The organism is Kribbella sp. VKM Ac-2568, from assembly GCF_004345365.1.
GTDB lineage: Bacteria > Actinomycetota > Actinomycetes > Propionibacteriales > Kribbellaceae > Kribbella > Kribbella orskensis.
Genome location: NZ_SLVF01000002.1, coordinates 324655 through 348751, shown reverse-complemented (window position 1 = coordinate 348751; position 24097 = coordinate 324655). Strand labels below are relative to the sequence as shown.

General features: G+C 68.6%; 26 protein-coding genes and 1 pseudogene. 18 read left to right on the top strand and 9 right to left on the bottom strand.

Annotation, left to right across the window (positions count from 1 at the left end):
* Positions 1 to 78 precede the first annotated feature (78 nt).
* Entirely contained in the window at positions 79 to 714 is a 636-nt protein-coding gene (locus EV648_RS05510) for a TetR/AcrR family transcriptional regulator (RefSeq protein ID WP_132285619.1), read from the bottom strand.
* A 55-nt stretch (positions 715 to 769) separates the two neighbouring features.
* On the opposite strand from EV648_RS05510, the gene EV648_RS05505 reads away from it, so the two are divergent.
* From EV648_RS05505 to EV648_RS05495, 3 genes are all read left to right on the top strand, one after another.
* Positions 770 to 1063 (top strand): hypothetical protein, encoded by a 294-nt coding sequence (locus tag EV648_RS05505; protein ID WP_132285617.1) that lies wholly within the window; start codon positions 770 to 772, stop codon positions 1061 to 1063.
* A gap of 112 nt (positions 1064 to 1175) precedes the next feature.
* On the top strand, positions 1176 to 1607 hold the full coding sequence (locus tag EV648_RS05500; RefSeq protein ID WP_132285615.1) for a DUF5655 domain-containing protein: 432 nt from the start codon (positions 1176 to 1178) through the stop codon (positions 1605 to 1607).
* A 68-nt stretch (positions 1608 to 1675) separates the two neighbouring features.
* Positions 1676 to 2353 (top strand): alpha/beta fold hydrolase, encoded by a 678-nt coding sequence (locus EV648_RS05495; protein WP_158293904.1) that lies wholly within the window; start codon positions 1676 to 1678, stop codon positions 2351 to 2353.
* 2 nt (positions 2354 to 2355) lie between these two features.
* Here the strand turns inward: EV648_RS05495 and EV648_RS05490 are convergent, their stop codons facing one another.
* On the bottom strand, positions 2356 to 2748 hold the full coding sequence (locus EV648_RS05490) for a cupin domain-containing protein (protein WP_132285611.1): 393 nt from the start codon (positions 2746 to 2748) through the stop codon (positions 2356 to 2358).
* Between the two features lie 52 nt (positions 2749 to 2800).
* Here EV648_RS05490 and EV648_RS05485 point away from each other — a divergent pair, with 52 nt between their 5' ends.
* Entirely contained in the window at positions 2801 to 3808 is a 1008-nt protein-coding gene (locus EV648_RS05485; RefSeq protein ID WP_132285609.1) for a GlxA family transcriptional regulator, read from the top strand.
* A gap of 64 nt (positions 3809 to 3872) precedes the next feature.
* Here the strand turns inward: EV648_RS05485 and EV648_RS05480 are convergent, their stop codons facing one another.
* On the bottom strand, positions 3873 to 4589 hold the full coding sequence (locus EV648_RS05480; protein WP_132188097.1) for an SDR family NAD(P)-dependent oxidoreductase: 717 nt from the start codon (positions 4587 to 4589) through the stop codon (positions 3873 to 3875).
* Between the two features lie 102 nt (positions 4590 to 4691).
* Here EV648_RS05480 and EV648_RS05475 point away from each other — a divergent pair, with 102 nt between their 5' ends.
* Positions 4692 to 5411: a YbfB/YjiJ family MFS transporter gene (locus EV648_RS05475; protein WP_199234438.1), complete on the top strand. Its 720-nt coding sequence runs from the start codon at positions 4692 to 4694 to the stop codon at positions 5409 to 5411.
* On the opposite strand, the gene EV648_RS05470 is transcribed toward EV648_RS05475, so the two are convergent.
* Positions 5395 to 5760, bottom strand: a complete 366-nt coding sequence (locus EV648_RS05470; RefSeq protein WP_132285607.1) for an SgcJ/EcaC family oxidoreductase — start codon at positions 5758 to 5760, stop codon at positions 5395 to 5397. The two genes, EV648_RS05475 and EV648_RS05470, sit on opposite strands and share 17 nt — an antisense overlap.
* An 80-nt stretch (positions 5761 to 5840) precedes the next feature.
* On the opposite strand from EV648_RS05470, the gene EV648_RS05465 reads away from it, so the two are divergent.
* Entirely contained in the window at positions 5841 to 6455 is a 615-nt protein-coding gene (locus EV648_RS05465) for a TetR/AcrR family transcriptional regulator (protein ID WP_132285605.1), read from the top strand.
* Here the strand turns inward: EV648_RS05465 and EV648_RS05460 are convergent, their stop codons facing one another.
* Entirely contained in the window at positions 6456 to 7070 is a 615-nt protein-coding gene (locus tag EV648_RS05460; protein ID WP_132285603.1) for a GNAT family N-acetyltransferase, read from the bottom strand.
* A 97-nt stretch (positions 7071 to 7167) separates the two neighbouring features.
* Complete coding sequence (locus tag EV648_RS05455; RefSeq protein ID WP_241994916.1) at positions 7168 to 8376, bottom strand: DUF418 domain-containing protein; 1209 nt, start codon at positions 8374 to 8376, stop codon at positions 7168 to 7170.
* 206 nt (positions 8377 to 8582) lie between these two features.
* Between EV648_RS05455 and paaA the strand changes: the two genes are divergently transcribed.
* The 6 genes from paaA (at position 8583) to EV648_RS05425 (ending at position 12991) form a co-directional block, all read left to right on the top strand.
* Positions 8583 to 9512, top strand: coding sequence for a 1,2-phenylacetyl-CoA epoxidase subunit PaaA (gene paaA, locus EV648_RS05450; protein WP_241994915.1), 930 nt, complete (start codon positions 8583 to 8585; stop codon positions 9510 to 9512).
* Positions 9509 to 9787, top strand: a complete 279-nt coding sequence (gene paaB, locus EV648_RS05445) for a 1,2-phenylacetyl-CoA epoxidase subunit PaaB (protein ID WP_132285599.1) — start codon at positions 9509 to 9511, stop codon at positions 9785 to 9787. The genes paaA and paaB overlap by 4 nt, the downstream gene beginning before the upstream one ends.
* Positions 9784 to 10524: a 1,2-phenylacetyl-CoA epoxidase subunit PaaC gene (paaC, locus tag EV648_RS05440; RefSeq protein WP_132285597.1), complete on the top strand. Its 741-nt coding sequence runs from the start codon at positions 9784 to 9786 to the stop codon at positions 10522 to 10524. Before paaB ends, paaC begins: the two co-directional genes overlap by 4 nt.
* Positions 10521 to 11012 carry a 1,2-phenylacetyl-CoA epoxidase subunit PaaD gene (paaD, locus tag EV648_RS05435; protein ID WP_132285595.1) on the top strand — a complete coding sequence of 164 codons (492 nt, stop codon included), beginning with the start codon at positions 10521 to 10523 and terminating at the stop codon, positions 11010 to 11012. Before paaC ends, paaD begins: the two co-directional genes overlap by 4 nt.
* Position 11013: 1 nt before the next feature.
* Positions 11014 to 12096, top strand: a complete 1083-nt coding sequence (paaE, locus tag EV648_RS05430) for a 1,2-phenylacetyl-CoA epoxidase subunit PaaE (protein WP_132285593.1) — start codon at positions 11014 to 11016, stop codon at positions 12094 to 12096.
* 85 nt (positions 12097 to 12181) lie between these two features.
* Positions 12182 to 12991, top strand: a complete 810-nt coding sequence (locus tag EV648_RS05425) for a metal-dependent hydrolase (RefSeq protein ID WP_132285591.1) — start codon at positions 12182 to 12184, stop codon at positions 12989 to 12991.
* Positions 12992 to 13105: 114 nt separating this feature from the next.
* Here the strand turns inward: EV648_RS05425 and EV648_RS05420 are convergent, their stop codons facing one another.
* Positions 13106 to 14197 (bottom strand): hypothetical protein, encoded by a 1092-nt coding sequence (locus EV648_RS05420; protein WP_132285589.1) that lies wholly within the window; start codon positions 14195 to 14197, stop codon positions 13106 to 13108.
* 322 nt (positions 14198 to 14519) lie between these two features.
* Between EV648_RS05420 and dapA the strand changes: the two genes are divergently transcribed.
* From dapA to EV648_RS05405, 3 genes are read left to right on the top strand one after another with little or no spacing between them, the layout of a single operon-like run.
* Positions 14520 to 15434: a 4-hydroxy-tetrahydrodipicolinate synthase gene (gene dapA, locus EV648_RS05415; RefSeq protein ID WP_132285587.1), complete on the top strand. Its 915-nt coding sequence runs from the start codon at positions 14520 to 14522 to the stop codon at positions 15432 to 15434.
* Positions 15431 to 17125: a ribonuclease J gene (locus tag EV648_RS05410; protein WP_132285585.1), complete on the top strand. Its 1695-nt coding sequence runs from the start codon at positions 15431 to 15433 to the stop codon at positions 17123 to 17125. Before dapA ends, EV648_RS05410 begins: the two co-directional genes overlap by 4 nt.
* Before the next feature lie 19 nt (positions 17126 to 17144).
* Positions 17145 to 18176, top strand: coding sequence for a LacI family DNA-binding transcriptional regulator (locus EV648_RS05405; RefSeq protein WP_132285583.1), 1032 nt, complete (start codon positions 17145 to 17147; stop codon positions 18174 to 18176).
* A gap of 52 nt (positions 18177 to 18228) precedes the next feature.
* Here EV648_RS05405 and EV648_RS05400 read toward each other — a convergent pair whose 3' ends face one another.
* A complete protein-coding gene (locus tag EV648_RS05400) occupies positions 18229 to 19224 on the bottom strand; it encodes an acyl-CoA desaturase (RefSeq protein WP_241994914.1) in 996 nt (331 codons plus the stop codon).
* Positions 19225 to 19423: 199 nt separating this feature from the next.
* Positions 19424 to 20134 carry a GAF and ANTAR domain-containing protein gene (locus tag EV648_RS05395; protein WP_132285579.1) on the bottom strand — a complete coding sequence of 237 codons (711 nt, stop codon included), beginning with the start codon at positions 20132 to 20134 and terminating at the stop codon, positions 19424 to 19426.
* A 137-nt stretch (positions 20135 to 20271) separates the two neighbouring features.
* Between EV648_RS05395 and EV648_RS43820 the strand changes: the two are divergent.
* The 3 genes and pseudogenes from EV648_RS43820 to EV648_RS05385 all read left to right on the top strand — a co-directional run.
* Positions 20272 to 21042, top strand: a pseudogene (locus tag EV648_RS43820) (alkaline phosphatase); the annotation flags it as partial.
* Between the two features lie 82 nt (positions 21043 to 21124).
* Positions 21125 to 21805 (top strand): alkaline phosphatase, encoded by a 681-nt coding sequence (locus tag EV648_RS43815; RefSeq protein WP_241994913.1) that lies wholly within the window; start codon positions 21125 to 21127, stop codon positions 21803 to 21805.
* Between the two features lie 183 nt (positions 21806 to 21988).
* Positions 21989 to 24049, top strand: coding sequence for a prolyl oligopeptidase family protein (locus EV648_RS05385; RefSeq protein ID WP_132285577.1), 2061 nt, complete (start codon positions 21989 to 21991; stop codon positions 24047 to 24049).
* The last annotated feature ends 48 nt before the right edge of the window (positions 24050 to 24097 follow it).

The following is a 24097-nucleotide window of genomic DNA, read 5'->3' as shown; positions in this document are numbered from 1 at the left end:
TCATGTCAGGGTGTGACGGTCGAGCACCACCCCCGGCCCGTCGCGGGATGCTGCGAGTGATAGTGGAGCGACCCGTGATCAGGTCCCGCAGAGTTGGTGGAGGAGGGTCTCGAGGGTCCATTTCTCCCAGTGGGCGGGCGTCCAGTGGCGCTCGTCCACGAGGAGCAGGTAGAGCTCGGGGCTGAGGAGTCCGAACAGCACGTCCGCGGCGTGCTCGACGGTGACTCCCGCGCGGGCGCCAGGCTTGCTCAGCAGGCCGGCCGCGGCCGCGGTCTGCACGGTGAGTCGCGGGTCCTCCTGCTGGTCCGGCCAGAGGTCCCCGATCGCGGGATGCGTCGACGCGGCGGCCGCCAGCATCTTCATGATCGGCGCCACTCTTTCGAGCACCGCCCTGGTACCGGTGACGTGCCGGCGCAGCTGCTCCTGGGCGGTCTCCGCGGCCAGCGCCTCGCGGAACCACGGCCGGTCCAGGGTCGCGACCGGCTCGTCGTCACCCGCGATCGTCCGGTCCACCAGCTCCTTCAGCACTGTCTGCTTGTTCCCGAAGCTGTAGTAGATCGTCTGCACCGCGCACCCCGCCTTCGTGGCGATGTCCTGCAGCGCGGTCGCGCCGTACCCGTCGCGCACGAACAGCTCGCCGGCCGCGTCGAGGATCCTACCGCGGGTCAGCCGTGCCTTCTCGGAGCGTCCGTCACTCTTCTTGACCTGGATCATGTTTGTAGTCTATCTCTAGAGTTACTCACTAGAGTCCAACTATAAGGAGTTTGCGATGACCATCCTGCGCCTGACCCGATTCAGCCTGAAGCCGTCGGTGGACGCCGACGCGATGCTGAAGACCCGGGCGGACCTGATCGACGCCGTCCGCGCGCAGTTCTCCGGCCTGACCGAGACCCGTCTCGCCAAGGTCGACGACACCACCTGGCTCGACCTGTGGCGCTGGGAGTCCGCTGAGGCGCTCCAGACCGCCCTGGCCGGCGCGCCCGCCCTGCCCCAGGCCGGGGCCGCGTTCGCCCTGATCGAGGACGCCACAGAGGAACGGATGGAACTGGTCGAGGAACGCTGACCGGTGGTGGGCGCGCTCGTCCGGAGCGTGCCCACCAATCTGTCGGCGGCCGGTTCTAGGGTGACCATGCGCGATCCTGAGGGGACGAGTTCTCCGTGGAATGAGGCGGGTGATGGACGAGTTGTGGAGCTGCGAGAGGTGCGGCCGGAGGTTCGCCAACCGGAACCAGTCGCACACCTGCCGCGCGCTCGGTGACCTCGCTTCGCACTTCCACGGCAAGGACCCGGCGGTGCGGGAGACCTTCGACCAGATCGTCGAGGTGGTGCAGGGGTTGGGCCCGGTGGAGGTGCTGGCGGAGAAGACGCGGATAGCCCTGCATGCACGGATGAGCTTCGCCGCATTCACCCCACGGATCCACTGGCTCGACGGCCACGTAGTACTGGCCGAGCGCCTGGACAGCGACCGCTTCACCAAGGTCGAGGTCTACTCCCCGCGCAACGTCCTCCACGCCTTCCGCCTTCGCGCCCCGTCAGAGGTCGACGCCGAGGTGATCGACTGGCTCACCCGCGCCTATGCCGTCGGCCGCCGGCAGCACCCCAGGTAATTGCGTATCCCCTGGCCCCGAGCGGGTAGATGCTGGGGTGCCTGTTGCTGACGGAAGGGGATGGTCGGATGAAGGTTTCGCTCGAAGCGGGGGAGTTCCACTACGTCGAGTACGGCGATGAGGGGGCTCCGCCGATGGTGCTGGTGCACGGGATGGGGTGGAGTTCCTCGACCTGGGAGCAGGTGGCACCGACCCTGGCGAAGACCCGGCGGATCATCGCCTTGGACCTGCGGGGTCACGGCGAGAGCGTGTGGACCCCGACATACTCCTTCGAACAGATGCGGGACGACCTGCTGGAGTTCGCCGATCGGCTCGGGCTCGGCAAGTTCCTGCTCTGCGGCCACTCGATGGGGGCGAGCGTCTCGTGGCTCTTCGCCGAGCGGTACGTCGATCGCCTGACCGGGCTGGTCATCGTCGACGCGGCGCCGCCGGACGGGGACGGGGACTGGACGGTCCCGCCGAAGCCGGAGGGTGAGCTCGTCGCCGATTGGGAGATGCTGATCGCGCTCTATGGTCAGCAGGCGAAACCGGATCCTGCCTGGTGGGCGGACCTGCCGAAGATCACCGTCCCTACCTTGATCGTCGGAGGTGGCTCCACGAGCAAGGTCCCGCAAGAGTCGCTGGCCGCCGCCGCGAAGCTGCTCCCGGACGCCACCCTCGTGACGGTCGAGGGCGCGGGCCATCACGTGCAGACCGCCAAGCCCGACGAACTCCTCGCTGCCATCGAGCAGTGGGCGAAGGACTGAGGTCAGTCCTCCAGGGGCGTGCCGGTGTGGGTCTTGATGTGGTCGGGGATCGGGTCGTGGGAGTCGCCGGTGGTGGGAGTGCCGGCCGGGTCGATCACCACGATCGAGGCGCCGCCGTCGGAGAACGGCCGGTGGTAGACGCCGCGGGGTACGACGAAGACACAGCCCGGCGTCAGTGAGACGACGCGCTCGTCCGGGTCCCGCAGCGCGATGCTGAGCTGGCCGTCCAGCACCAGGAAGAACTCGTCCGTGGTGTCGTGCACGTGCCAGACGTAGGAGCCCGCGACGTGGGTCACGCGGACGTCGTAGTCGTTGATCCGCGCCGCGATCCGCGGGCTCCACAGCTCGTCGAAGGTCTTCAGGGCGGCGTTCAGGTCCACAGGTTCGGTATTCACCTGATCATCGTCGCCGCGTGCGCCCGGTCGGCGTGAGTGCTAGGAATAGCGTATGCCGAAAGAATCCTCGCACGACGGTGGACGCGCTCGGGCGCACGACCGGGCGCACCGGGTCGCGGTGATCGTCGACCACGGCTCGAACCCGTTCGAGCTGGGCGTGGCGACCGAGTTGTTCGGCCTGCGCCGCCCGGAGCTCGACCGCACCTGGTACGACCTGACCCTCTGTACGCCGGAGCCGGCGGTCCGCCTGGCCACGGGGTTCTTCACGCTGACCGGTGTCGCCGGGCTCGATCAGGTCGACGCCGCGGACACGGTGATCGTGCCGAACCGCCCGGATCCCGAGGTGCCGCCGTCGCCCGCGGTGCTTGACGCAGTACGACGGGCTGCCGCGCGCGGGGCCCGGCTGGTCAGCTTCTGTACGGGTGCCTTCACGCTCGCGGCAGCCGGCGTACTCGATGGGCGGCGGGCAACCACGCACTGGCGATGGGCTGAGCTATTCAGCAGCATGTTCCCCGCGGTGAAGCTGGAGCCGGATGTCTTGTTCGTTGACGACGGCAACGTTCTGACAGCGGCCGGGAGCGCGGCGGCGCTGGACCTCGGGCTGCACATCATTCGCCGCGATCACGGTGCCGAGGTGGCGAACGCGGTCAGCCGGCGACTCGTCTTCACCGCGCATCGCGATGGAGGCCAGCGCCAGTTCATCGACCAGCCGGTCCCGCCGGTCGCCGATACTTCGCTGGCTCCGCTACTGGCCTGGGTGCGGGCGGAACTCGCGAGCCCACTGACGATCGCGGACATCGCCGCACACGCGTCGATGAGCCAGGCCACGTTGCACCGGCGCTTTCAGGCCGAGCTCGGGACAACGCCGCTCGCCTGGCTCACCGCCGAACGCGTCGCCCTGGCGTGCCGGTTGCTCGAAGCCGGTGAGGTCCGGCTGGACGCGGTGGCCCGGCAATGCGGACTGGGCACGGCGACCAACCTGCGGATTCAGTTGAGGCGACGTACCGGGTTGACGCCGACCGACTATCGCCGCCGCTTCAGCCTGGCGAGCCCGGGGTGAACGTTCGCCCCTTCACCCGGCTGGCGCACGGCTGCCGGGTGAAGGGGCGAATGAGCGGGTGCGGCTAGTGGCCGGCGCTTTGGCCGCCGTCCACGTGGAGGATCTCGCCGGTGACGAACTGGGCGGATTCCAGGTAGAGGACGGCTTCGACGATCTCGGAGAGTTCACCCATCCGGCCGACCGGGTGGAGGCCGGCGAGCGACTCGTGGGTCTCCACCGGGTGCATCGGAGTCTTGATGATGCCGGGGGAGACGGCGTTGGAGCGGATGCCGCGGGCGGCGTACTCGATCGCCAGCGACTTCGTGGCGGCCTGCAGGCCACCCTTGGTCAGCGACGCCAGCACCGAGGGGACGTTGGAGTTGGGGTGGTCGACCAGGCTGGTGGTGATGTTGACGATGTGGCCGGTGCCCTGGCTGAGCATGTGCGGCACCACTTGCTGGGTGGCGCGGAAGAAGCCTGCCAGGTTCACCGCGACCAGCGAGGCGAACTCTTCCTCGGTGTAGTCGGTGAACGGCTTCGCGACGAACAGGCCGGCGTTGTTGATCAGGGTGTCGACGCGGCCGAACCGCTCGATCGCCGCGCTGATCACGCGCTCCGGAGTCCCCGGATCGGCGATGTCGCCCTGGACGGTGACGAGGTCGGCGTCGTCGGACGGCGCGATGGTGCGGGCGTTGGCGACGACGGCCCAGCCGAGCTTGCGGTAGGCGGTGACGAGACCGTCGCCGATGCCTCGGGACGCGCCGGTGACGACGGCGACCTGCTGACCTTGCGTGGAGCTCATGAGGGACCCTTCTTCAGTGGAGTTGTGGTACTAGCCGACCGGTCTACTAAGAAGCTAGACGACCGGTCGACAAAGATCAAATGCGGTTCATCCTGGGACGGTGTGAAAGGCACGCTGGCGCCCGGTCTCGTTCGCTCGTCGGCTGTCCTGCGCGGCTCGCTCGTCCTGATGGCTGCGACGCTCGCGGGCATGGCCGCCACCCACTCGACTGCGCTCTGGATCGTGCTGCGGCTGCTGGCGGGAGCCGCGAGTGCACTTGCCTTCGTCAGCGTCGTCAGCTCCCTGCTGAGCCACCTGCGCGACCATCCGGCGCACCTGCCGGGCCGGGCGTTCGGGGGAGTAGGAGCCGGCATCGCCCTGTCCGGACTGCTCGTGCTTGCCATTCGCTCAGTCGCCAGCTGGCAAGTCGCGTGGTTGGCCTCTGCCGCTCTGGCGGTGGTGTTCGCCGTCCTGTCGTGGAATCTGCGTCCCGAGTCGCCCGCAGTCGAGGGCCATGTGCCGGTGACGCGGCTACGTCCGCGGACGCTGTTCGGGGCGACGTTCCTGGGAATCGGCACAATCGCCCTCGCGGCTGGCTCACACCTGCAGTTCCCGCGTGCGGTGGCCCTGCTGACCGCGGGGTACTCCGTCGGCCAGATCCTCGGGCCGCTGGTGGTCACCCCGTTGCTCCGGAACGGCTACCACCAGGCGCTGATCCTCGCGGCGGTCGTGGTCAGCACCGCGGCGGTCGCGGCCGCAGTGCTGCGGGTTGGGTTCCCGCATCAACTGCCGGCCGCAGACGACCGCGGAGTCGGTGAGGAGCGCGTCAGTGCTCGGTGCTGATCCGGGACACGTGGTACTGCCGGATCTTCCAGGCGCCCTCGTCGAACTGAAGGACCAGCGACAGGTGGACCGGGGCGGTCCAGCCGGTCGGGTCGCGGAAGGTGACGTCCGCGAAGCCGCCGGCGGCCTGGTCGCCGATCGTGTAGGTGTGCAGGAGGTCGACCTCCGCGCTGCGGTTGTCGGCGACGGCGGCGTAGTAGTCACGGACCGCGTCCCGGCCGGCGATCACCTCGGGGCCGAAGCCCTGGAACAGCGCATCGGTGGTGAACAGTTCGGCCATGGCCTCGGGCTGGTGGCCGTCGAACGCGGCCTTCCACTGGTCCAGTACGTCGTGCATCGGGTTGCCCATCGCGACTCTCCTTCAACGGAAACAGAAACTAGCCGACCGGTCGGCTAAAACAGTAGACGACCGGTCGTACACTGGACAACATGGGACGGACAAGTGATGCGCGGGAGAAGATCCTCTCGGTGGCGCAGGCGCTGATCGAGGTGCGTGGGTACTCGTCGCTCGGCGTGGCCGAGATCTGCAAGGCGGCCGGCGTGCCCAAGGGCAGCTTCTACTACTTCTTCGAGTCCAAGGAAGCCCTGGGGCTGGCCGTGATCGACCGGCACTGGGAAGACCAGCGGCGCGACTGGACTGCGATCCTGCAGAGCGATGCGGAGCCGCTCCAGCGGTTGCGGAAGCTGTTCGAGGCGACCGAGGCAGCTCAGCTGGCCGGTCAGCAGACCTGCGGCACCGTCTCGGGTTGTCTGTTCGGCAACCTGACACTGGAGCTGAGCAACCAGGCCGAGCCAATCCGCAAACGCCTGCAGGAGATCTTCGACGAGCAGGTGGATCTGGTCGAGCTAGTGATCGCCGATGCCCGTGCGCGCGGCGAGGTGACCGTGGCCGACGACCGCGAGGCGGCCCGCTCGGTGGTTGCCCAGCTCGAGGGTCAGGTGTTGTTCGCCAAGCTCTTCAACGACCCCCAGCGACTCGAAGCCCTGTGGAGCAACTGCCTGGCGCTGCTGGGTGCGAAGGTGCCTGAGCAGGCTGGCAGCTGATCAGTCGTCGGCCGGAGTGGGATCGGTGTGGAGCCGGATCTGCTTGACGCGGACGGAGCCGTCGCCGTACAGGTCGAGCTCGCGGTGGGCGCCGTCGGCGCCCCAGCCGGACTCGGTGTAGAAGCCGCGGAGGACGTCGTCGGTGGAGTTCACCCAGACGGTGACCCGGCTGAAGCCGTCGGCGCGGATGGTGTCGACCACTGCATTCAGTAGGCGCGAGCCGTGCCCGGCGCGGGTGGCCTCGGGGTCGACAGCCAGCTCGGCGACGAGGGCGTCGTGGCGCGGGTCGGCGTCCGGATCGTCCGACGCGGTGATCGCGGCGAAGCCGACCAGCGTGCGACCTGCCAGTGCGACCAGGACGCGGTTGCGGGCCTCTCCTGGAGCGAGCAGTGCGGCCCGCCACTGGGCGGCGAACTGGGCCGGGTTGAGGTCGGCGAGCACGTCGAGCGGGAGCAGGTTCTCGTAGGAGCGGCGCCAGGCGGCGACCTGGATCTCGCCGATCGCGTCGGCCTCGGCAGGCAATGCCAGCCGCACACTCGACTCGGCGATCGGATCCTCCGACGCGCCCATCGAGGACAGGTTGGCCGGTTCCGGTACGCCGAAGTCGCTGCTCATACGACCTATCCTTTCAAAGCGCCTGGCAACGGCGATCGGCAGGACACCCGTCGGGGAGGTGTCCTGCCGATCGCGGTCTCAGTAGGTCGGCCGGTTCTCAGTAGGTCAGGCGGCGGAGCAGAGTCTCGGCCGGACCGCGGTACGACTGCTTCGTCATCTGGTAGGCGCCGATCACCGAGATCGTCCAGACCGCGATCGCGGCACCCGCGGCGGTGAAGGCGGTGTTGCCGAGCCGGTCACCCAGGTTCAGCGTGAAGGGGGCCAGCAGCAGCATCCAGGCGATCGACTGGAGCAGGTAGCCGCTCATCGAACGCTGACCGAGCGCCGAGATCGCCGTGATCGGCAGACTCAGCTGGTCCGGCCGGCGGTTCGCGGTGAGCTTGCCGACCAGCAGGGCGAACAGTGCGATGTACCCCGGGCCGCCGAACTGGCCGCTGATGTTGTGCAGGAAGCTCATCGCGTCCACCGCGGCAGCGTCGACGTGCAGCCAGCCGGCCGAGACAAGGGCGAGCGGCAGACCACCCAGAACGGTGATGCCCATGCAGGCCGCGGCAACCCGGATCAGGAGGGTGCGGTGGGCCAGCGGGTTCTCCAGCATTTGCTTGCGGGCTGCCCAGATGCCGAGCCAGACGATGACGATGAAGCCGAGCACGGTGGCGGTGTGCAGCGGGTACTCGTGCAGCCGGTCGACCAGGCCGGCGCCGTAGCTGGTGGCGGCCAGGGACGGGTTCGGGCTGTCGGTCATCGCGTGGGCCGGGCCGGAGGTGTTGGCGATGGCGAGCACGGCCAGGCCGGCGGCGACGATCGTGTAGACGACCTGGGCTCCCCAGATCCACAGGATGATCTGGTGGAATTTGTCGCCCCGATTCAGCAGAAGCAGCGTGCAGAGGATCCCGACGATGCCGTAGGCGCCGAGGAAGTCACCGAAGTACAAGAGTGTCGCGTGGGCCAGGCCGAAGGCGACGAGCCAGCCGTTCCGCTTGAGCAGGATCTTCCGTACTCCGCTCGCGGTGGTGCCCGCGTTCTGTTGCCGCCGGGCGAGCTGGACCAGCCCGTAGCCGAACATCACCGCGAACACCGGATAGGCCCGCGCATCCACCAGCGTGGTCTTGAGGAAGTTGAGGATCCGCTCGAGTCCGTGCGGATCTCCGTTCAGTCCGGGCTGCCCGGCGAACGCGAAGTTGGCCGCGTTCGCGAGCCCGATCAGCAACAACATCGCACCCCGGATCAGGTCCGGAGCCAACGCCCGCTCCCGCCCCGTGACCGGTCCCCGCCACCCACCGACCCGCTCAGCCACCTGCACCACGACAACCACTCCCTCAAACTGTTGAACCCCTGAACTGTTACCTCCATCCTTCTGTCCCGGCGCCTGGCTCCCTATCGCCCTGAGCCCCCTCTTCGGGTGGTGCTACCACCACCCTTCGGCCGCGACGGCGTTCGGAGTACGGGCGAGTTGTGACACTTTTTGTCGGGAGAGGGAGGAAGTGTCACATCTGCGCTATGCTCGCGGGCATGGACAGCTTTCAGGCGACGATCGAGGCGGATGGGCGGATCGAGCCGCGGGATGCGATGCCCGAGGGGTATCGCAAGACGCTGATCCGGCAGATCGCCCAGCACGCGCACTCCGAGATCATCGGGATGCAGCCGGAGGGGAACTGGATCAGCCGCGCCCCGTCGCTGCGGCGGAAGGCGATCCTGATGGCGAAGGTGCAGGACGAGGCCGGCCACGGCCTGTACCTGTACGCCGCCGCCGAGACGCTCGGGGTGGATCGTGCCGACCTGCTGGACCTGCTCCACAGCGGCAAGCAGAAGTACTCCAGCATCTTCAACTACCCGACCCTCACCTGGGCCGACATCGGCGCGATCGGCTGGCTGGTCGACGGCGCCGCGATCGTCAACCAGGTGCCGCTGTGCCGCTGCTCCTACGGACCGTACGCGCGCGCCATGGTCCGGGTCTGCAAGGAGGAGTCGTTCCACCAGCGGCAGGGCTTCGAGATCCTGCACACGCTGTGCAACGGCACCGAGGCGCAGAAGGCGATGGCGCAGGACGCGCTGAACCGCTGGTGGTGGCCGAGCCTGATGATGTTCGGTCCGCCGGACGCCAGTTCGACACACTCCGAGCAGTCGATGGCGTGGGGGATCAAGCGGCACAGCAACGACGAGCTCCGGCAGCGGTTCGTGGACATGACCGTCCCGCAGGCCGACGTCCTCGGCATCCGCGTCCCGGACGAGGGGCTGACCTGCGACGAGGAGACCGGGCACTACAGCTTCACCGAGCCGGACTTCACCGAGCTCTACGAAGTTGTCAAGGGCAACGGTCCGTGCAACCAGCAGCGCCTCGCGCATCGCGTCAAGGCGCACGAGGACGGTGCCTGGGTCCGCGAGGCAGCGGCGGCGTATGCCGAGAAGCAGGCCGCCAAGGCGCAGGGGAGTGCCGCATGATCGAGCCGCTGTGGGAGGTCTTCATCCGGTCGAGGCGCGGCCTGTCGCACGTGCACGTCGGCAGCCTGCACGCGCCGGACGCGACGATGGCGCTGCGCAACGCCCGCGACGTCTACACCCGCCGTCAGGAGGGCGTCTCGATCTGGGTGGTTCCGGCCACCGACATCACCGCGTCGAGCCCGGACGAGAAGGACGAGTTCTTCGACCCGGCCGGCGACAAGGTCTACCGGCACCCGACCTTCTACCAGGTCCCGGAAGGCGTCGACCACCTGTGAACGACCTCTTCGTCTACACGCTCCGGCTCGGGGACGACGCGCTGATCGCGGCGCAGCGGACCGCAGAGTGGATCGCGGCCGCTCCGCAGCTCGAGGAAGATGTGGCCCTGGGCAACATCGGGCTCGACCAGCTCGGCCAGGCCCGCACCCTGCTGCAGTACGCCGGGCAGGTCGAGGGCGCGGGTCGCTCCGAGGACGACCTTGCCTACTTCCGCGACGAGCGTGACTTCCTCAACGTGCAGCTCTGCGAGCTCCCCAACGGCGACTTCGCGCAGAGCATCGCCAGACTCCTGTACTTCGCGACGTACCAGCACTTGCTCTACGAGGAGCTGCGCGGGTGTGCTGACGAGACTCTCGCGGGTGTCGCCGGCAAGGCGGTGAAGGAGGTCGCGTACCACGTCGACCACGCGACGCAGTGGGTTCTCCGCCTCGGCGACGGCACCGAGGAGAGCCACCGGCGTATGCAGGCCGGCCTCGACACGATGTGGCCGTACACGGCGGAGCTGTTCACCTCGGACGCCCTCGTGGAGCGCCTGGAGGTCGCGGTGGATCCGTCCACCCTGCACGACGAGTGGGAGCGTCGGGTCACCCAAGTGATCGATGAATCCACCTGCGCGCGGCCGACTTCGTCGTACCAGCACTCCGGTGGTCGCGAGGGCCGGCATACCGAGCACTTCGGCTTCCTGCTCGCGGAGCTGCAGCACGTGGCGCGCTCGCATCCAGGAGCATCGTGGTGAGCGACACCGCGATCAGCGACGCCCAGATCTGGGAGGCGGTCGGCGAGGTCGCGGATCCGGAGGTGCCGGTGCTGACGATCGCGGATCTTGGCGTACTGCGCAGCGTCCGGCACGAGGGTGGCGAGGTGGTCGTGACGATCACCCCGACGTACTCCGGCTGTCCCGCGATGGACCTGATCCGGCACGAGGTCGAGCTGACCCTGAATCATCTGGGCGTCGAGGGACGGGTCGAGACGGTGTTGTCGCCGGCCTGGACCACCGACTGGATGAGCGACGAAGGCAAGACCAAGCTGACGGAGTACGGGATCGCTCCACCGACCGGCAAGCGTGCCGTCGGTGGACCGGTGTCGCTGAGTCTGACCATTCGCTGCCCGCTGTGCGGTTCACCCGACACGACCGAGTTGAGTCGCTTCGGCTCCACGTCGTGCAAGTCGCTCTGGCGCTGCAACTCCTGCCGAGAGCCCTTCGATCACTTCAAGGCGATCTGACATGACGACGATGACCCGTAGGCGGGCCACCTTCCATTCCCTGACGGTGAAGGCGATCGACCTGGTCACCGACGACTCGGTCGCGATCACCTTCGACGTGCCGGCCGATCTGGCGGCGGAGTATGAGTTCGCCGCGGGACAGCACCTGACCGTGCGGCGGCCGGGGGACGACGTGCGGCGGAGCTACTCGATCTGCTCGCGGGCCGGGTCCGGCGTACTGCGGATCGCGGTCAAGCGGATCCCCGGCGGCGAGTTCTCGTCGTACGCCGCCAGTGGGCTGAAGGTCGGGGACACGATCGAGGTGATGACCCCGCTCGGCCGGTTCGGAACCCCGCTGGACCCGGCGAACGCCAAGCACTACGCGTTCGTCGCCGCGGGCAGCGGGATCACCCCGGTGCTGTCGCTGGTCGCGACCATCCTGGCCGTCGAGCCGCAGAGCCGGGTCACCCTGCTCTACGGCAACCGCACCGCCGGTTCGGTGATGTTCGCGGACGACCTCGCCGACCTCAAGGACGTGTACGCCGAGCGGCTCCACCTGGTGCACGTGCTCTCCCGGGAGTCGACCGAGGTCGAACTGTTCAGCGGCCGGATCGACAGCGATCGGTTGCGCCGGATGATCGACACGATCCTGCCGGTGAAGTCCGTCGACGAGTGGTTCCTCTGCGGGCCGTACGCGATGGTCGTCGGCGCGCAGGAGGTGCTGCTCGACGAGGGCGTGCCGCGGGAGACCGTGCATGCCGAACTGTTCCACGTCGGCGACGAGGCGCCGGTCGCCCGCGTCGAGGAGAACGTGGCCGACGAGGACGCAGCCGAGGTGACGGTCATCCTGGACGGCCGCCGGTCGACGTTCCCGCTGGGGGAGCACGCGAAGGCGGTGCTCGACGCGACCCTCGCAGTACGGACCGATGCGCCGTTCGCCTGCAAGGGCGGCGTGTGCGGGACCTGCCGGGCCAAGGTCGTCGAGGGGACCGTGCGGATGGATACCAACTGGGCCCTCGAGCCCGACGAGATCCGGGCCGGCTACGTGCTGACCTGCCAGTCCCACCCGACCAGCGACAAGGTCACCCTCGACTTCGACGCCTGACGGTTGCGCCTCCCCGGAACTGTCGGAGTTCGCTGAAATACTCGGCCGCTCACGACGTGAGGGACTGAGGGGGTGGGGCGCCGTGATGGGGCGTTCGCATGCGTTGTCCGGTTGGTGTGCCGGTCTGGCCGTGGCGCCGTTCGTCGGCCTGCACTCGGTGGCCGAGGTGGTGCCGTTCGCCACCGCGACCGCGGGGTACGCGTTGCTCCCCGACCTCGATCACCCGGGCGCGAGCGCGTCGCGGGTGCTCGGTCCGATCACCGGGTTCGTGTCGGGCGCGGTGCGAGCCTTCTCGGGTCTCCTCTACGCGATCACCAAGGGACCGCGCGACGAGGACAGCACCGGGCGACACCGGCACGCGAGTCACACCCTCGCCGCGGCCATCGCCCTGGGCTTCCTGACCTCCAGCGTCGGTGCTGCCGGCGGTTGGCGCGCAGTACTCGGCGTCGCGTTGTTCGGCCTGATCCTCGCCGCGGACGTGCTCGGCGACTGGGTGCTGACCGTCGTCGTCGGCGCGGGTGCCTGGACTCTCGCAGGCACCTGGTTGCCCGGCACCTCGGCTGCTCAGGCACTGCAGGGCGGCCTCGCCGAGATCGGTAGCTGGATCGGTGTCGCGGTCGCCGTCGGGATGTTCGTGCACTGCCTCGGCGACAGCCTCACCCGGTCAGGTTGTCCGTGGCTCTGGCCGCTGCCGATCCGCGGCGAGACGTGGTACGAGATCCGCCTGCCCCGCGGCCTCCGCTTCCGCACCGGCGGCTGGGTCGAGAACCTTCTCATCGCCCCGGCTCTGGTCATCGGCAGCGTTCTCCTGCTCCCCGGCGCCGTCCAGGTCCTCCGCGACTTCCTGGCCGCACTGCTCTCCACCACCTCGGTCTGGATCGCCGGCGCCAACTAGCCGGGCGTGGTGCGCCGGAGGAGGAAGCTCACGGCACACCACGCCAGGGGTGGAACCTCATGGGTGGCTGGGAGGCGGGGCACGAATCCCGGCCACCCACGAGGGATCGGGGGGTCAACTCCCGGCGTCGGGAGCGACCAGGTCCGGCAGCTTGGCGTCGAAGAGCCCGGCGAAGGTCAGGCTGGGCAGGATCTGCCCCTGGTTCGGCGCGCCGGTCACGACGCTGTAGGCCCACTCGACCGTGCGCAGCCGCTGGTTGGGGGTGCCATGGTGACCGGGGTCGGCGAAGTTGCAGTCGCCGATGCCGTAGAAGACCTGGTCGAAGAGTCGCACCCGCTTCCACTGCATGCTCGCGCCGCGCGAGTGGGACAGGAAGTAGGCACCGAAGCCATCGGCCATCAGTTCGGTCCGGCGAGTCGCCTCGGGGCCGGTCAGGTCCGACGCGAACAGACCGTCCTCGTACTGGACGTGGTGACCGAACTCGTGCGAGAGGATCGCCTGCGGCGCCACGTCACCGAGTCCGATCGCCTGGTAGGCCTGCAGGATGCCGTCGCCCATCACGATCTGGTCCGGCAGAGCGGCCACTGCGGGGTTCGGATCGCCAACGCCGGTGAACGCGTAGGCGTTCAGGCTGAGCAGCGGGTGGTTGCGGAACTTCGGCTGCTCGGCCCACGAGGCGTAGAGGTTCGCGAAGTACGTCGAGTCGAAGTCGGACCGGTTGTAGATCGTCCGGAACACCCGGTAGAGCGCCGAACGGTCGGCCAGGATCGCGCTGTGCATCGGCTTGATCCTGATGTCACCGGACTGGATGTCCCAGAACGTCTTCACGTCGCGGAAGGTGTGCGTCACCGCGGTGGTGAACTCACCGTTCAGCCCGTACGGCGAGTTGGCGGGCGTCGCGATCATGCTGCCGTAGCCGGCCAGGTTCGACAGCGTGGCGCCGAGCGCGAAGATCTTGTCCAGCGTGGTCCAGTCGGCGATGGTGCCGGCCACCCAATCCGTGAGCGGAGTGTTGGGCGAGCAGGCGTAGTCCTCCGGATCGATCGCCTTGAGGATCGCGGCCGTGGAGGCGGGTGCCTCCTCCAGGCCGAGGCGCTGCGCGTTGGCCGTCGCGGTGGCCACGATCTCCGGGCCGAGCATCGCGCGAGCCTGCTCCAGCAGGGATCCGGGCTCCCTCCGCGATCGATCCGGCGAGCTGTTCTCCATCCCGTCTTGCCTTCGGGCTGTCGGAATCCGGCATGGCAGATTCCTGACGCTGACACCTCTGTGCCGTCGTCTTGCCGGTCGGCCTTGCGCGGCTGAGCAATCGATGCCAGTCTCGAAATCCGGCGAAGGATCGACGGATGGTGAGCGTTCCGTCACAACACGTAGTTCCAGAAACTTTTCCGGACTTTTTCGGACAAATGTGTAACGCCTGCGGGGGGTCGCCCGATAGGACGAGTGAGCCTGGTGGCTGCCCGGACCCCCGAGCGGACAGCCACCAGGCCTACTCATTTCTCGAGGCAGTGGGAGCGGTAATCTGAGCCCCATGTCCTCAGCAACAACTCCCGCCTCAGCAGCCCTGCCATTCGGCCGGTTGACCACGGCGATGATCACCCCGTTCCGGCCTGACGGCTCGCTCGATCTCGACGCTGCGCAGAAGGTGGCGACCGGGCTGGTCGACCAGGGGAACGACGCGCTGATCATCAACGGCACCACCGGCGAGGCGCCGACCACCAGCGACGAGGAGAAGGTCGAGCTGGTCCGCGCCGTACTGGCCGCGGTCGGCGATCGCGCGAAGGTGCTTGCGGGCGTCGGGTCGAACAACACGGCGCACACCGTGGAGTCCGCGAAGGCTGCCGAGGCCGCGGGAGCGGACGGCCTGCTGGTCGTCACGCCGTACTACAACAAGCCCCCGCAGGACGGCATCAAGGCGCACTTCACCGCGGTCGCGGACGCCACCGGCCTGCCCGTGCTGGTCTACGACATTCCCGGCCGCGCCGGTGTCCCGATCACCACCGAGACGCTGCTCGCGCTGGCCGAGCACCCGCGGATCGTCGCGGTGAAGGACGCCAAGGGCGACGTCGCCGGCACCACCAAGGTGCTCGCCAACTCCGACCTGGCCTACTACTGCGGCGCCGACGAGCTGAACCTCGCCTGGCTGGCGATCGGTGCCGTCGGCATCGCGAGTGTGGTCGCGCACGTGGCCAGTCCGCAGTACCGCGAGCTGATCGACGCCGTCGTCGCCGGCGATCTCGCCACCGCACAGCAGATCGATCGCCGGCTGGTGCCCGCCGTCGAGGCGATCATGACGAGGACCCAGGGCGCCATCATGGTGAAGGCCGCACTGAAGCTGGCCGGCGTGATCGAGCACGCGACCCTGCGGTCGCCGCTGATCGAGGCGACCGCCGAGCAGGTCGACCGGCTCACCACCGATCTCAAGACGGCAGGACTGATTGCATGAGTCACCCCCACCCGGATCTGGACACGCCGGCACCACTGGCGCCCGGCGCGCTGCGGGTCATCCCGCTCGGCGGCCTCGGCGAGGTCGGCCGGAACATGACGGTCTTCGAGTACGACGGCAAGCTGCTGATCGTCGACTGCGGCGTGCTCTTCCCGGACGAGAACCAGCCCGGTGTCGACCTGATCCTCCCGGATTTCCAGCCCATCCGGGAGCGTTTGGACGACATCGTGGCGGTGGTCCTGACGCACGGCCACGAGGACCACATCGGCGGCCTGCCGTACCTGCTGCGCGAGCGCGGCGACATCCCGGTGGCCGGCTCGCAGCTCACCCTGGCGCTGCTCGAGGGCAAGCTGAAGGAGCACCGGCACCGCAACGTGCCGCAGCAGACCGTGGTCGAGGGCGAGACGGTGCGGTTCGGCCCGTTCGAGTGCGAGTTCATCGCGGTCAACCACTCCATCCCGGACGCGCTCGCGGTCGCCATCCGTACCCCGGCCGGCCTGGTGCTGCACACCGGAGACTTCAAGATGGACCAGTTGCCGCTGGACAACCGGATCACCGACCTGCGCGCGTTCGCCCGGCTCGGGGAGGAGGGCGTCGACCTGTTCTGCGTCGACTCCACCAACTCCGAGGTGCCCGGTTTCACCACCCACGAGCGCGACATCGCGCCGGTGCTCGACGGGGTGTTCAGCAAGGCGAGGAACCAGCGCATCATCGTCGCCTGCTTCGCCTCCCACGTGCACCGCGTCCAGCAGGTGATGGACGCCGCCGTGAAACACCACCGCAAGGTCGCCTACGTCGGCCGCTCGATGGTGCGGAACATGGGAGTCGCCCGGGATCTGGGCTTCCTCAACGTCCCCGGCGACACCCTGATCGACATGCGCGAGCTCGACAACTACCCGCCGGAGCAGGTGGTGCTGGTCTCCACCGGCTCGCAGGGTGAGCCGATGTCGGCCCTGTCGCGGATCGCCGCGAACGACCACCATGTAGTACAGATCCAGCGGGGCGACACCGTCGTCCTGGCGTCGTCGCTGATCCCGGGCAACGAGAACTCGGTGTTCCGGGTGATCAACGGGCTGACCCGGCACGGCGCGAACGTGATTCACAAGGGCAACGCGCTGGTGCACGTGTCGGGCCACGCGAGCGCCGGTGAACTGCTGTACTGCTACAACATCGTCAAGCCGCGCAACGTGATGCCGGTGCACGGGGAGATCCGGCACCTGCACGCGAACGCGGAGCTCGCCCGGCAGACCGGCGTACCGGCCGAGAACGTCGTGGTGGTCGAGGACGGGGTGGTGGTCGACCTGATCGACCGCAAAGCCGTTGTCGCGGGCAAGGTGGACTGCGGGTACGTGTTCGTGGACGGGTCGACCGTCGGCGACATCACCGAGACGTCGCTGAAGGACCGCAGGATTCTCGGCGACGAGGGTTTCATCTCGGTGATCGCCGTGATGGACTCTGTCACCGGCAAACTGACAGCCGGACCGGAGATCCAGGCCCGCGGGTTCGCCGAGGACGACACCGTCTTCGACGACCTGAGGCCGAAGATCGAGGCGGAGATCGAGAAGGCGATCGGGAGCGGGGTGGACGACATGTACCAGTTGCAGCAGGTCATCCGCCGCGTGGTCGGCAAGTGGGTCAGCGACACGCATCGTCGCCGGCCGATGATCATCCCGGTCGTCGTGGAGTCCTAAACGAGAGGGTGGGCCAGGCATGAGTTTCACTGGTGTCAATGGAGCCGGGCAGCGCCGGCCCACCATGAAAGAGGTCGCGGCCCGGGCGGGCGTGGCGCTCAAGACCGTCTCCCGGGTGGTCAACGAGGAGCCGAACGTCAGCCCGGAGCTGACCGCGAAGGTCCAGGCCGCGATCAAAGAGCTGAACTACACGCCGAACGAGAGCGCCCGGATGCTGCGCCGGGGCAAGACCGGCACCATCGCAGTGGTGATCCGGGACATCGGTGACCCGTTCTTCGCCTCCCTCGGCCGCGCGGTCGAGCTGTGGGCCCGGTCCAGCGGCTCGGTCGTGATGATCGGCCTGACCGACGAGGACCCGGAACGTGAGCGGGACGTCTGCCTCGAGTTCGTCGCCCGCCGCCCGGACGCCCTCATCATGGCGCCGATCGGCGAGACCCAGGACTACCTGGCTCCACACGTGGACGCGGGCATGGCCGTGGTCACGATCGACCGGCCGGCGCACGGGATCGAGGCCGACGCCGTACTGGCGGACAACGCCGGCGGCATCGACCAGGCGATCGACCACCTGGTCCGCCAGGGGCACCGCCGGATCGCGTACCTCGGTGACGACGAGCGGATCTTCACCGCCCGCGAACGGGTCGTCGCCTACCGCGCGGCGATGGCCCGGCACCGGATCGACGTCGACGAGGACCTGGTCCACCTGTCCGAGCCGACCACCGAGGGCATCGGGATCACCCTGTCCGCAGTACTGGACCGGCCGGAGCCGGCCACCGCGATCCTCTCGGCGAACAACATGACCACCGCCGAGGTACTGCGGGGGATGGCGGGCCGCCGCGATCGGGTCGCCCTCGTGTCGTTCGACGACCTGGCGCTGGGGGACCTGCTCAGCCCGGGGCTGACCGCGGTGGCTCAGTCGGCCGACGTGATGGCCCGTACGGCGATCCAGTTGATGACCGAGCGCCTGCCCGAGCCGCATCGCCCGGGCCGGACCGTTCGGGTGCCGGTGAAGCTGACGATCCGGGGCTCGGGCGAGATCCCGCCCTCGAGCTGAAGGCGACAGCGCAGAGGACCGCGATAACCGCGGTCCTCCCGCTGTTGGTGAGCTACTTCCGCATCGTGGCGGCGAGCGGGCACTGGAACGGGTCGCGCGCCCTCAGCCCGACGTTGTTCAGGTAGTCGATGACGATCCGGTAGGACTCGAACAGACCGACCTCGGTGTACTTCACGCCGTGCACCTGGCAGTACTCGCGAACGATCGGCCGCACCTTCCGCAGCGTCGGCCTGGGCATGCTCGGGAAGAGGTGGTGCTCGATCTGGTAGTTGAGGCCGCCCATCGCGAAGTCCACCATCACACCGCCGCGGATGTTGCGGGACATCAGCACCTGGCGGCGCAGGAAGTCCAGCTTCATCGTGGCCGGCACCAGCGGCATGCCCTTGTGGTTCGGCGCGAACGAGGCGCCCAGGAAGACGCCGAACAAGGCGAGTTGCAGCCCGAGGAAGGCGCTGGCTTTGCCCATCGGCAGCACGATGTAGAGGGCGGCGATGTAGCCGCCGATCCGGGACACGACGACCGCGGCCTCGATGCGCTCCAGCCGGGTCGCCCCGCGCCGGAAGAGGTGCCGGATGCTCGCCACGTGCAGGCTCAGCCCCTCCAGCGTCAGCAGCGGGAAGAAAAGCCAGCCCTGCCGATCGCCGAGCCACTTGACCAGGCCGGTACGGCGGGCGACGTGGTCAGGGGTGAAGGCGACCACTCCGATCGCGATGTCGGGGTCCTTGCCCAGCTGGTTGGGCGCGTTGTGGTGCTTGCTGTGCTTGTTGCGCCACCAGGTGACGCTCATCCCGGCGAGTCCGCCGGACAGCAGCCGGGCGGTCCAGTCGTTCCAGGCGGCCGAGTCGAAGATCTGCCGGTGTGCGCTGTCGTGGCTGAGGAACGCGACCTGGGTGAGAACGACCGCGAGCGCGCCGGCCATCAGCAGCTGGAACCAGGAGTCGCCGAGGAGGATGAAGCCGGTGATGATTCCGCCCAGCGCGGCCAGTACCAACCCGATGCGGGTCCAGTAGTAGCCGTAGCGGCGCCGGAGCAGACCAAGGTCACGCACAGTGTGCGAGAGGTCGGTGTAGAGACTTGCGTGCCGCGCCTGCGGGCCTTGCGGATGTCTGTCATCCGCGACGAGCTGTGACAATGAGAACGCCCCATCCGGGAGTGCATCGGTCGAGATGCGCTACCGGGTCCAGGGCAGCGCCACGAGAAAGTGGCTGACACCGTCAACGGAACCACGGCCGACCATCGGGCGCAACTCAGCGGGTCAGCAGTGCAGAAGTTTGGAGTGTGCCGTCGAGCACACCGTGGGCCACGGAAGTCAGCCCGCAGCCCCGGCCCCGGGCGTACGAACGCATTGCGGTGAAGGCGTCCGGCAGGCTCACGCCGGCTCGTTCGGCCAGCATCCCCTTGGCCTGTTCGATCACGACGCGGCTGTCCAGCGCGTGCTGGAGCTGCCCGGCGAGCTCCTGCTGGCCGCGCAGCTCCCGTTCGTGCAGCAGGCCGATCGTCGCCATGTCGGCGAGGGCTTGCCCGAGCGCGGCGTCCTCCTCGGTGAGCGGAGTCGGGTTGGACCGGAACAGGTTCATCGCGCCGATCACCTGGCCGCGGAGTCGCAGCGGCAGGGCATGTGCGGAGACATAACCACCGGCCGCCGCTGCCGAGGCGAAGTCGGGCCAGTCGGCCAGGTCGACGTTGACGACCGGTACGCCGGTCCGGAAGCACTCCGGGCACGGTCCCTCGTTCTGCTGCAGCTCGAACAGCTCCAGCAGTTCGGCCTGGTCGTCCGAGGAGGCCATCACGTGCAGTACGCCGTGGTCGTCGGCCAGCATCAGGCCGGCCGCGTCCACGTCGAGCAGCTCGACCGTCGCCTCGGCGAGCATGCCGAGGAAGTCGACCAGGTCGAACTCGGCGACCAAGGTGTCGGCCAGCGTGATGAAGACCTGCGTGAGGCGGTGTTCTCTGCTCATTCCCCGGCATTCCCTTTCGGCCCTGACTTCCCTCCATCATCGGTCCCCACACAAGGGTGAGAACACCCTGGCTGAGTTGTCAGGTAGTTCGCTCGAAGGTCACCCTGCCGTCACCCTGGAAGAGCACCTTCGGCTTCATGAACCTGAGCCGCCGCCAGCTGCTGGCCGCCACCGCCGCCGCGAGCGCCACCGTCGCCGTACCGGCCGCAACCGCCGCCGCTGCCCCCAACCTCGTCCGCCGTACCCGGCCCGCCCTGCCGTCCGGGATCGCCAGCGGCGACGTCACCTCGAACTCGGCCGTCGTCTGGTCCCGGACGGATCGCCGCGCCCGCCTCGTCGTCGACCTGACCAGCCATGGCCGGTTCGACAAGGCAGTGCGGCTGCGGGGCCCGATCACCTCGGCCGACGAGGACTTCACCGCCCAGTTGCCGCTGAAGGGACTCCGGCCCGGCCAGCGCTACGACTACCGGATCGGCTTCGAGGACTCGTCCGGCCGGGTCGGCGAGACCGCCGAAGGCTCCTTCAGTACTCCGGGCCGCAACCGCCCGGTGAGCTTCGTCTGGACCGGGGACACCGCCGGCCAGGGATACGGCATCAACCCCGAGATCGGCGGCATGGTCGCGTACAAGGCGATGCACCAGACCCGGCCCGACTTCTTCCTGCACTCCGGCGACAACATCTACGCCGACGGCCCGATCGAGGCCGAGCTGAAGGTTGCCGACGGCACCATCTGGAAGAACGTGGTGACCGAGGAGGTCTCCAAGGTCGCCGAGACACTGGCCGAGTATCGCGGCCGTTACAAGTACAACCTGCTCGACCAGAACGTGCTGGACCTGTACGCCGACGTGCCGATCGTCAGCCAGTGGGACGACCACGAGACCCTGAACAACTGGTACCCCGGCGAGATCCTGACCGACGACCGGTACACCGAGAAGCGGGTCGACGTGCTCGCGGCGCGGGGCGCGCAAGGCGTTCCTCGAGTACCTGCCGATGACGCACCCGGCCGGGCGGAACCGGATCGACCGCAAGGTGAGCTACGGCCCGCTGCTGGACGTGTTCTGCCTGGACATGCGGACCTACCGCGGCGCCAACCCGGCCCCGGGTGTCGCCGGCCCGGTCGCGATGCTGGGAGCGGAGCAGGCCGCTTGGCTGGTGCGGGAGGTCGCTGCGTCGAAGGCTGCCTGGAAGGTGATCGCCAGCGACATGCCGCTCGGCCTGCTCGTCCCGGACGGCAACGAGATCGAGGCGGTCGCCAACGGTCTGGCCGGAGCGCCGGGTGGTCGTGAGCACGAGATCGCCTGGGTGCTGAGCCAGTTCAAGCGCCGCAAGGTGCGGAACACGGTCTGGCTGACCGCGGACGTGCACTACTGCGCCGCACACCACTACGACCCGTCCCGCGCGGCCTTCACCGACTTCGACCCGTTCTGGGAACTCGTCGCCGGTCCGGTCAACGCCGGCACCTTCGGCCCGAACGGGCTCGACTCGACCTTCGGTCCGAAGGTGGAGTTCGTGAAGGCGGCGGACTTCCCGAGCCAGCCCCCGAGCGGCGGCAACCAGTTCTTCGGCCACGTCGAGATCGACCCGCGCACCGAGGTCTTCACCGCGTCGCTGCGCAACCTCTACGGCGAGGTCCTGTGGCGCAAGGACCTGAACCCCGCCGGACGGCACTGACTGTATTTGACTCTTTCCCCGCCCCACCGCCCCGGTCTGGCTCTGGGGAGCGGCCCACTCACCGGTCCGGACGCCTAGCGCGGGATGCCGCCCGCCGAAGGTCCGGTGAGTGGGACGCCCAGTCGCCGCCTGCAAGGGAAAACCGGCGGAAGGGAGTCGGTACGGCGTACTAGGTTGGCTGGCATGACCTCCGAGTACCCCGAGAGCCGCCGCGACGAGAGCGTCGTCGACACCCTGCACGGCCGTGAGATCGCCGACCCGTACCGCTGGCTGGAGGACCCCGACTCCACCGAGACCAAGGACTGGGTCCGCCGTCAGAACGAGGCCACCGAGACCGAACTGTCGAGCTACCCCGAGCGGGAGTGGTTCCAGCAGACGATGACCGCGATCCTGGCGCGCCCGCGGGCCGGCGTACCGGCTCAGGAGTCCGGCTGGTTCTTCGTCGGCCGCAACGACGGCACCCAGGCCCAGGACGTCGTGTCCGTCGCCGACTCCCTGCAGGGGCTGCTCGACGGCGGCCGGGTCCTCATCGACCCGAACAAGCTCTCCGAGGACGGCACCGACTCCCTGGGCAGCTACACGGTCAGCCCGGACGGCCAGTACTTCGCGTACGGCGTGAACGAGAGCGGTAGCGACTGGATCACCTTCCGGCTACTGGAGGTCGCCACCGGCGCCGAGGTGGACGACGTGGTCACCCAGGCCAAGTTCTGCGAGGCCACCTGGCTGCCGGACTCCTCGGCGTACCTGTACCTGCACTACCCGGCCAGTGGTCGCAGCGAGGGCACCGAGACGAAGGCGCTCGGCGGGGGCCAGTTGAAGCTGCACAAGGTCGGGACGCCGCAGGAGGACGACCAGCTGATCCTGAGCTTCCCGGAGAACGACCGGATCTTCATCGGGCCGGAGGTCTCCGACGACGACCGCTACCTCGTCGTGACGATCAGCGAGGGCACGGACCCGGCGACCAGGCTCTGGCTCTACCCGATCACGGACGGCGGGCTCGGCGAGCCGATCAAGGTGATCGACGAGTTCCGCGACGAGACCGCCTTCGTCCGCATGTCCGGCGACCGGCTCGTCCTCCGGACCGACCGGGACGCGTCGCGGGGCCGGGTGGTGACCTCGGACCTGGAGGGCACTTTCACAGACCTGATTCCCGAGGGCGAAGGCGCGCTGCAGTCTGTCCGCGGGACCGCGGCCGGTCTGGCCGTGCTGTCCCTGATCGACGCGCAGCCAGTGCTCTCGCTGTACGACCTGGACGGCGGCAATCCGCGGGTGGTGCCGGTGCCTGGTGGGGGAGTCGTCGGCCTGAACGCGTCACCCAAGCACGACGAGGTGTTCGTCGGCCTGTCGTCGACCACCGACCCGACAGTCTCGTACGTCGTCTCCGCGGTCTCGGGTGAGTTCCGCGCACTGCCTGAGCTCGTACCGGCTGGCGCGGGCTTCACCTCGCCGGAGATCACCGTCACCCGACGGGTCGAACCGGGCCGCGAGGTGCCGTATTTCCTGATCAGCCGGGCCGACCTGACCCTCGACCAGCCGCGGCCCACGCTCATGTGGGGGTACGGCGGCTTCCGCATCCCGGTGCTGGCCGATTACCGGCCGGGGTGGCCCGCCTGGCTCGCGGCCGGCGGCGTACTGGTGATCACCAACCTGCGCGGCGGCGGCGAGTACGGCAGTTCCTGGCACGACGAGGGGCGGCTGGCGAACAAGCAAAACGTCTTCGACGACTTCATCGCGGTCGGCGAGCACCTGCAGAAGACCAAGGTGACCACGCCGCAGCAACTCGCCATCCACGGCCGCAGCAACGGCGGCCTGCTGGTGGGCGCGGTGATGACCCAGCGGCCGGACCTGTTCGCGGTGGCACTACCCGGGGTCGGCGTGATGGACATGCTGCGGTTCCACCTGTTCACCGTGGGTGCTGCGTGGGCGTCGGACTTCGGGCTGCCGGACGACGCCGCACAGTTCGAGGACCTGGTCGCCTACTCACCGCTGCACAACCTGCGCGCCGGTACGTCGTACCCGGCGACGCTGGTCGTGACCGGCGACCACGACGACCGGGTGGTGCCGCTGCACAGTCACAAGTTCATGGCGACGCTGCAGCACGTGCAGGCCGGAGATCGTCCAGTGCTGAGCCGGATCGAGGTCAACACCGGCCACGGCTTCGGTAAGCCCGCGGCCATGGTCGCCTCGGAATGGGCCGACCTACTGGCGTTCGCCGCGCATCACACAGGTCTGCGACCGCAGTAGCGGGTCAGTATTCTGACGGATGCCTGCCGGTGGGACCGGTGGTGGACT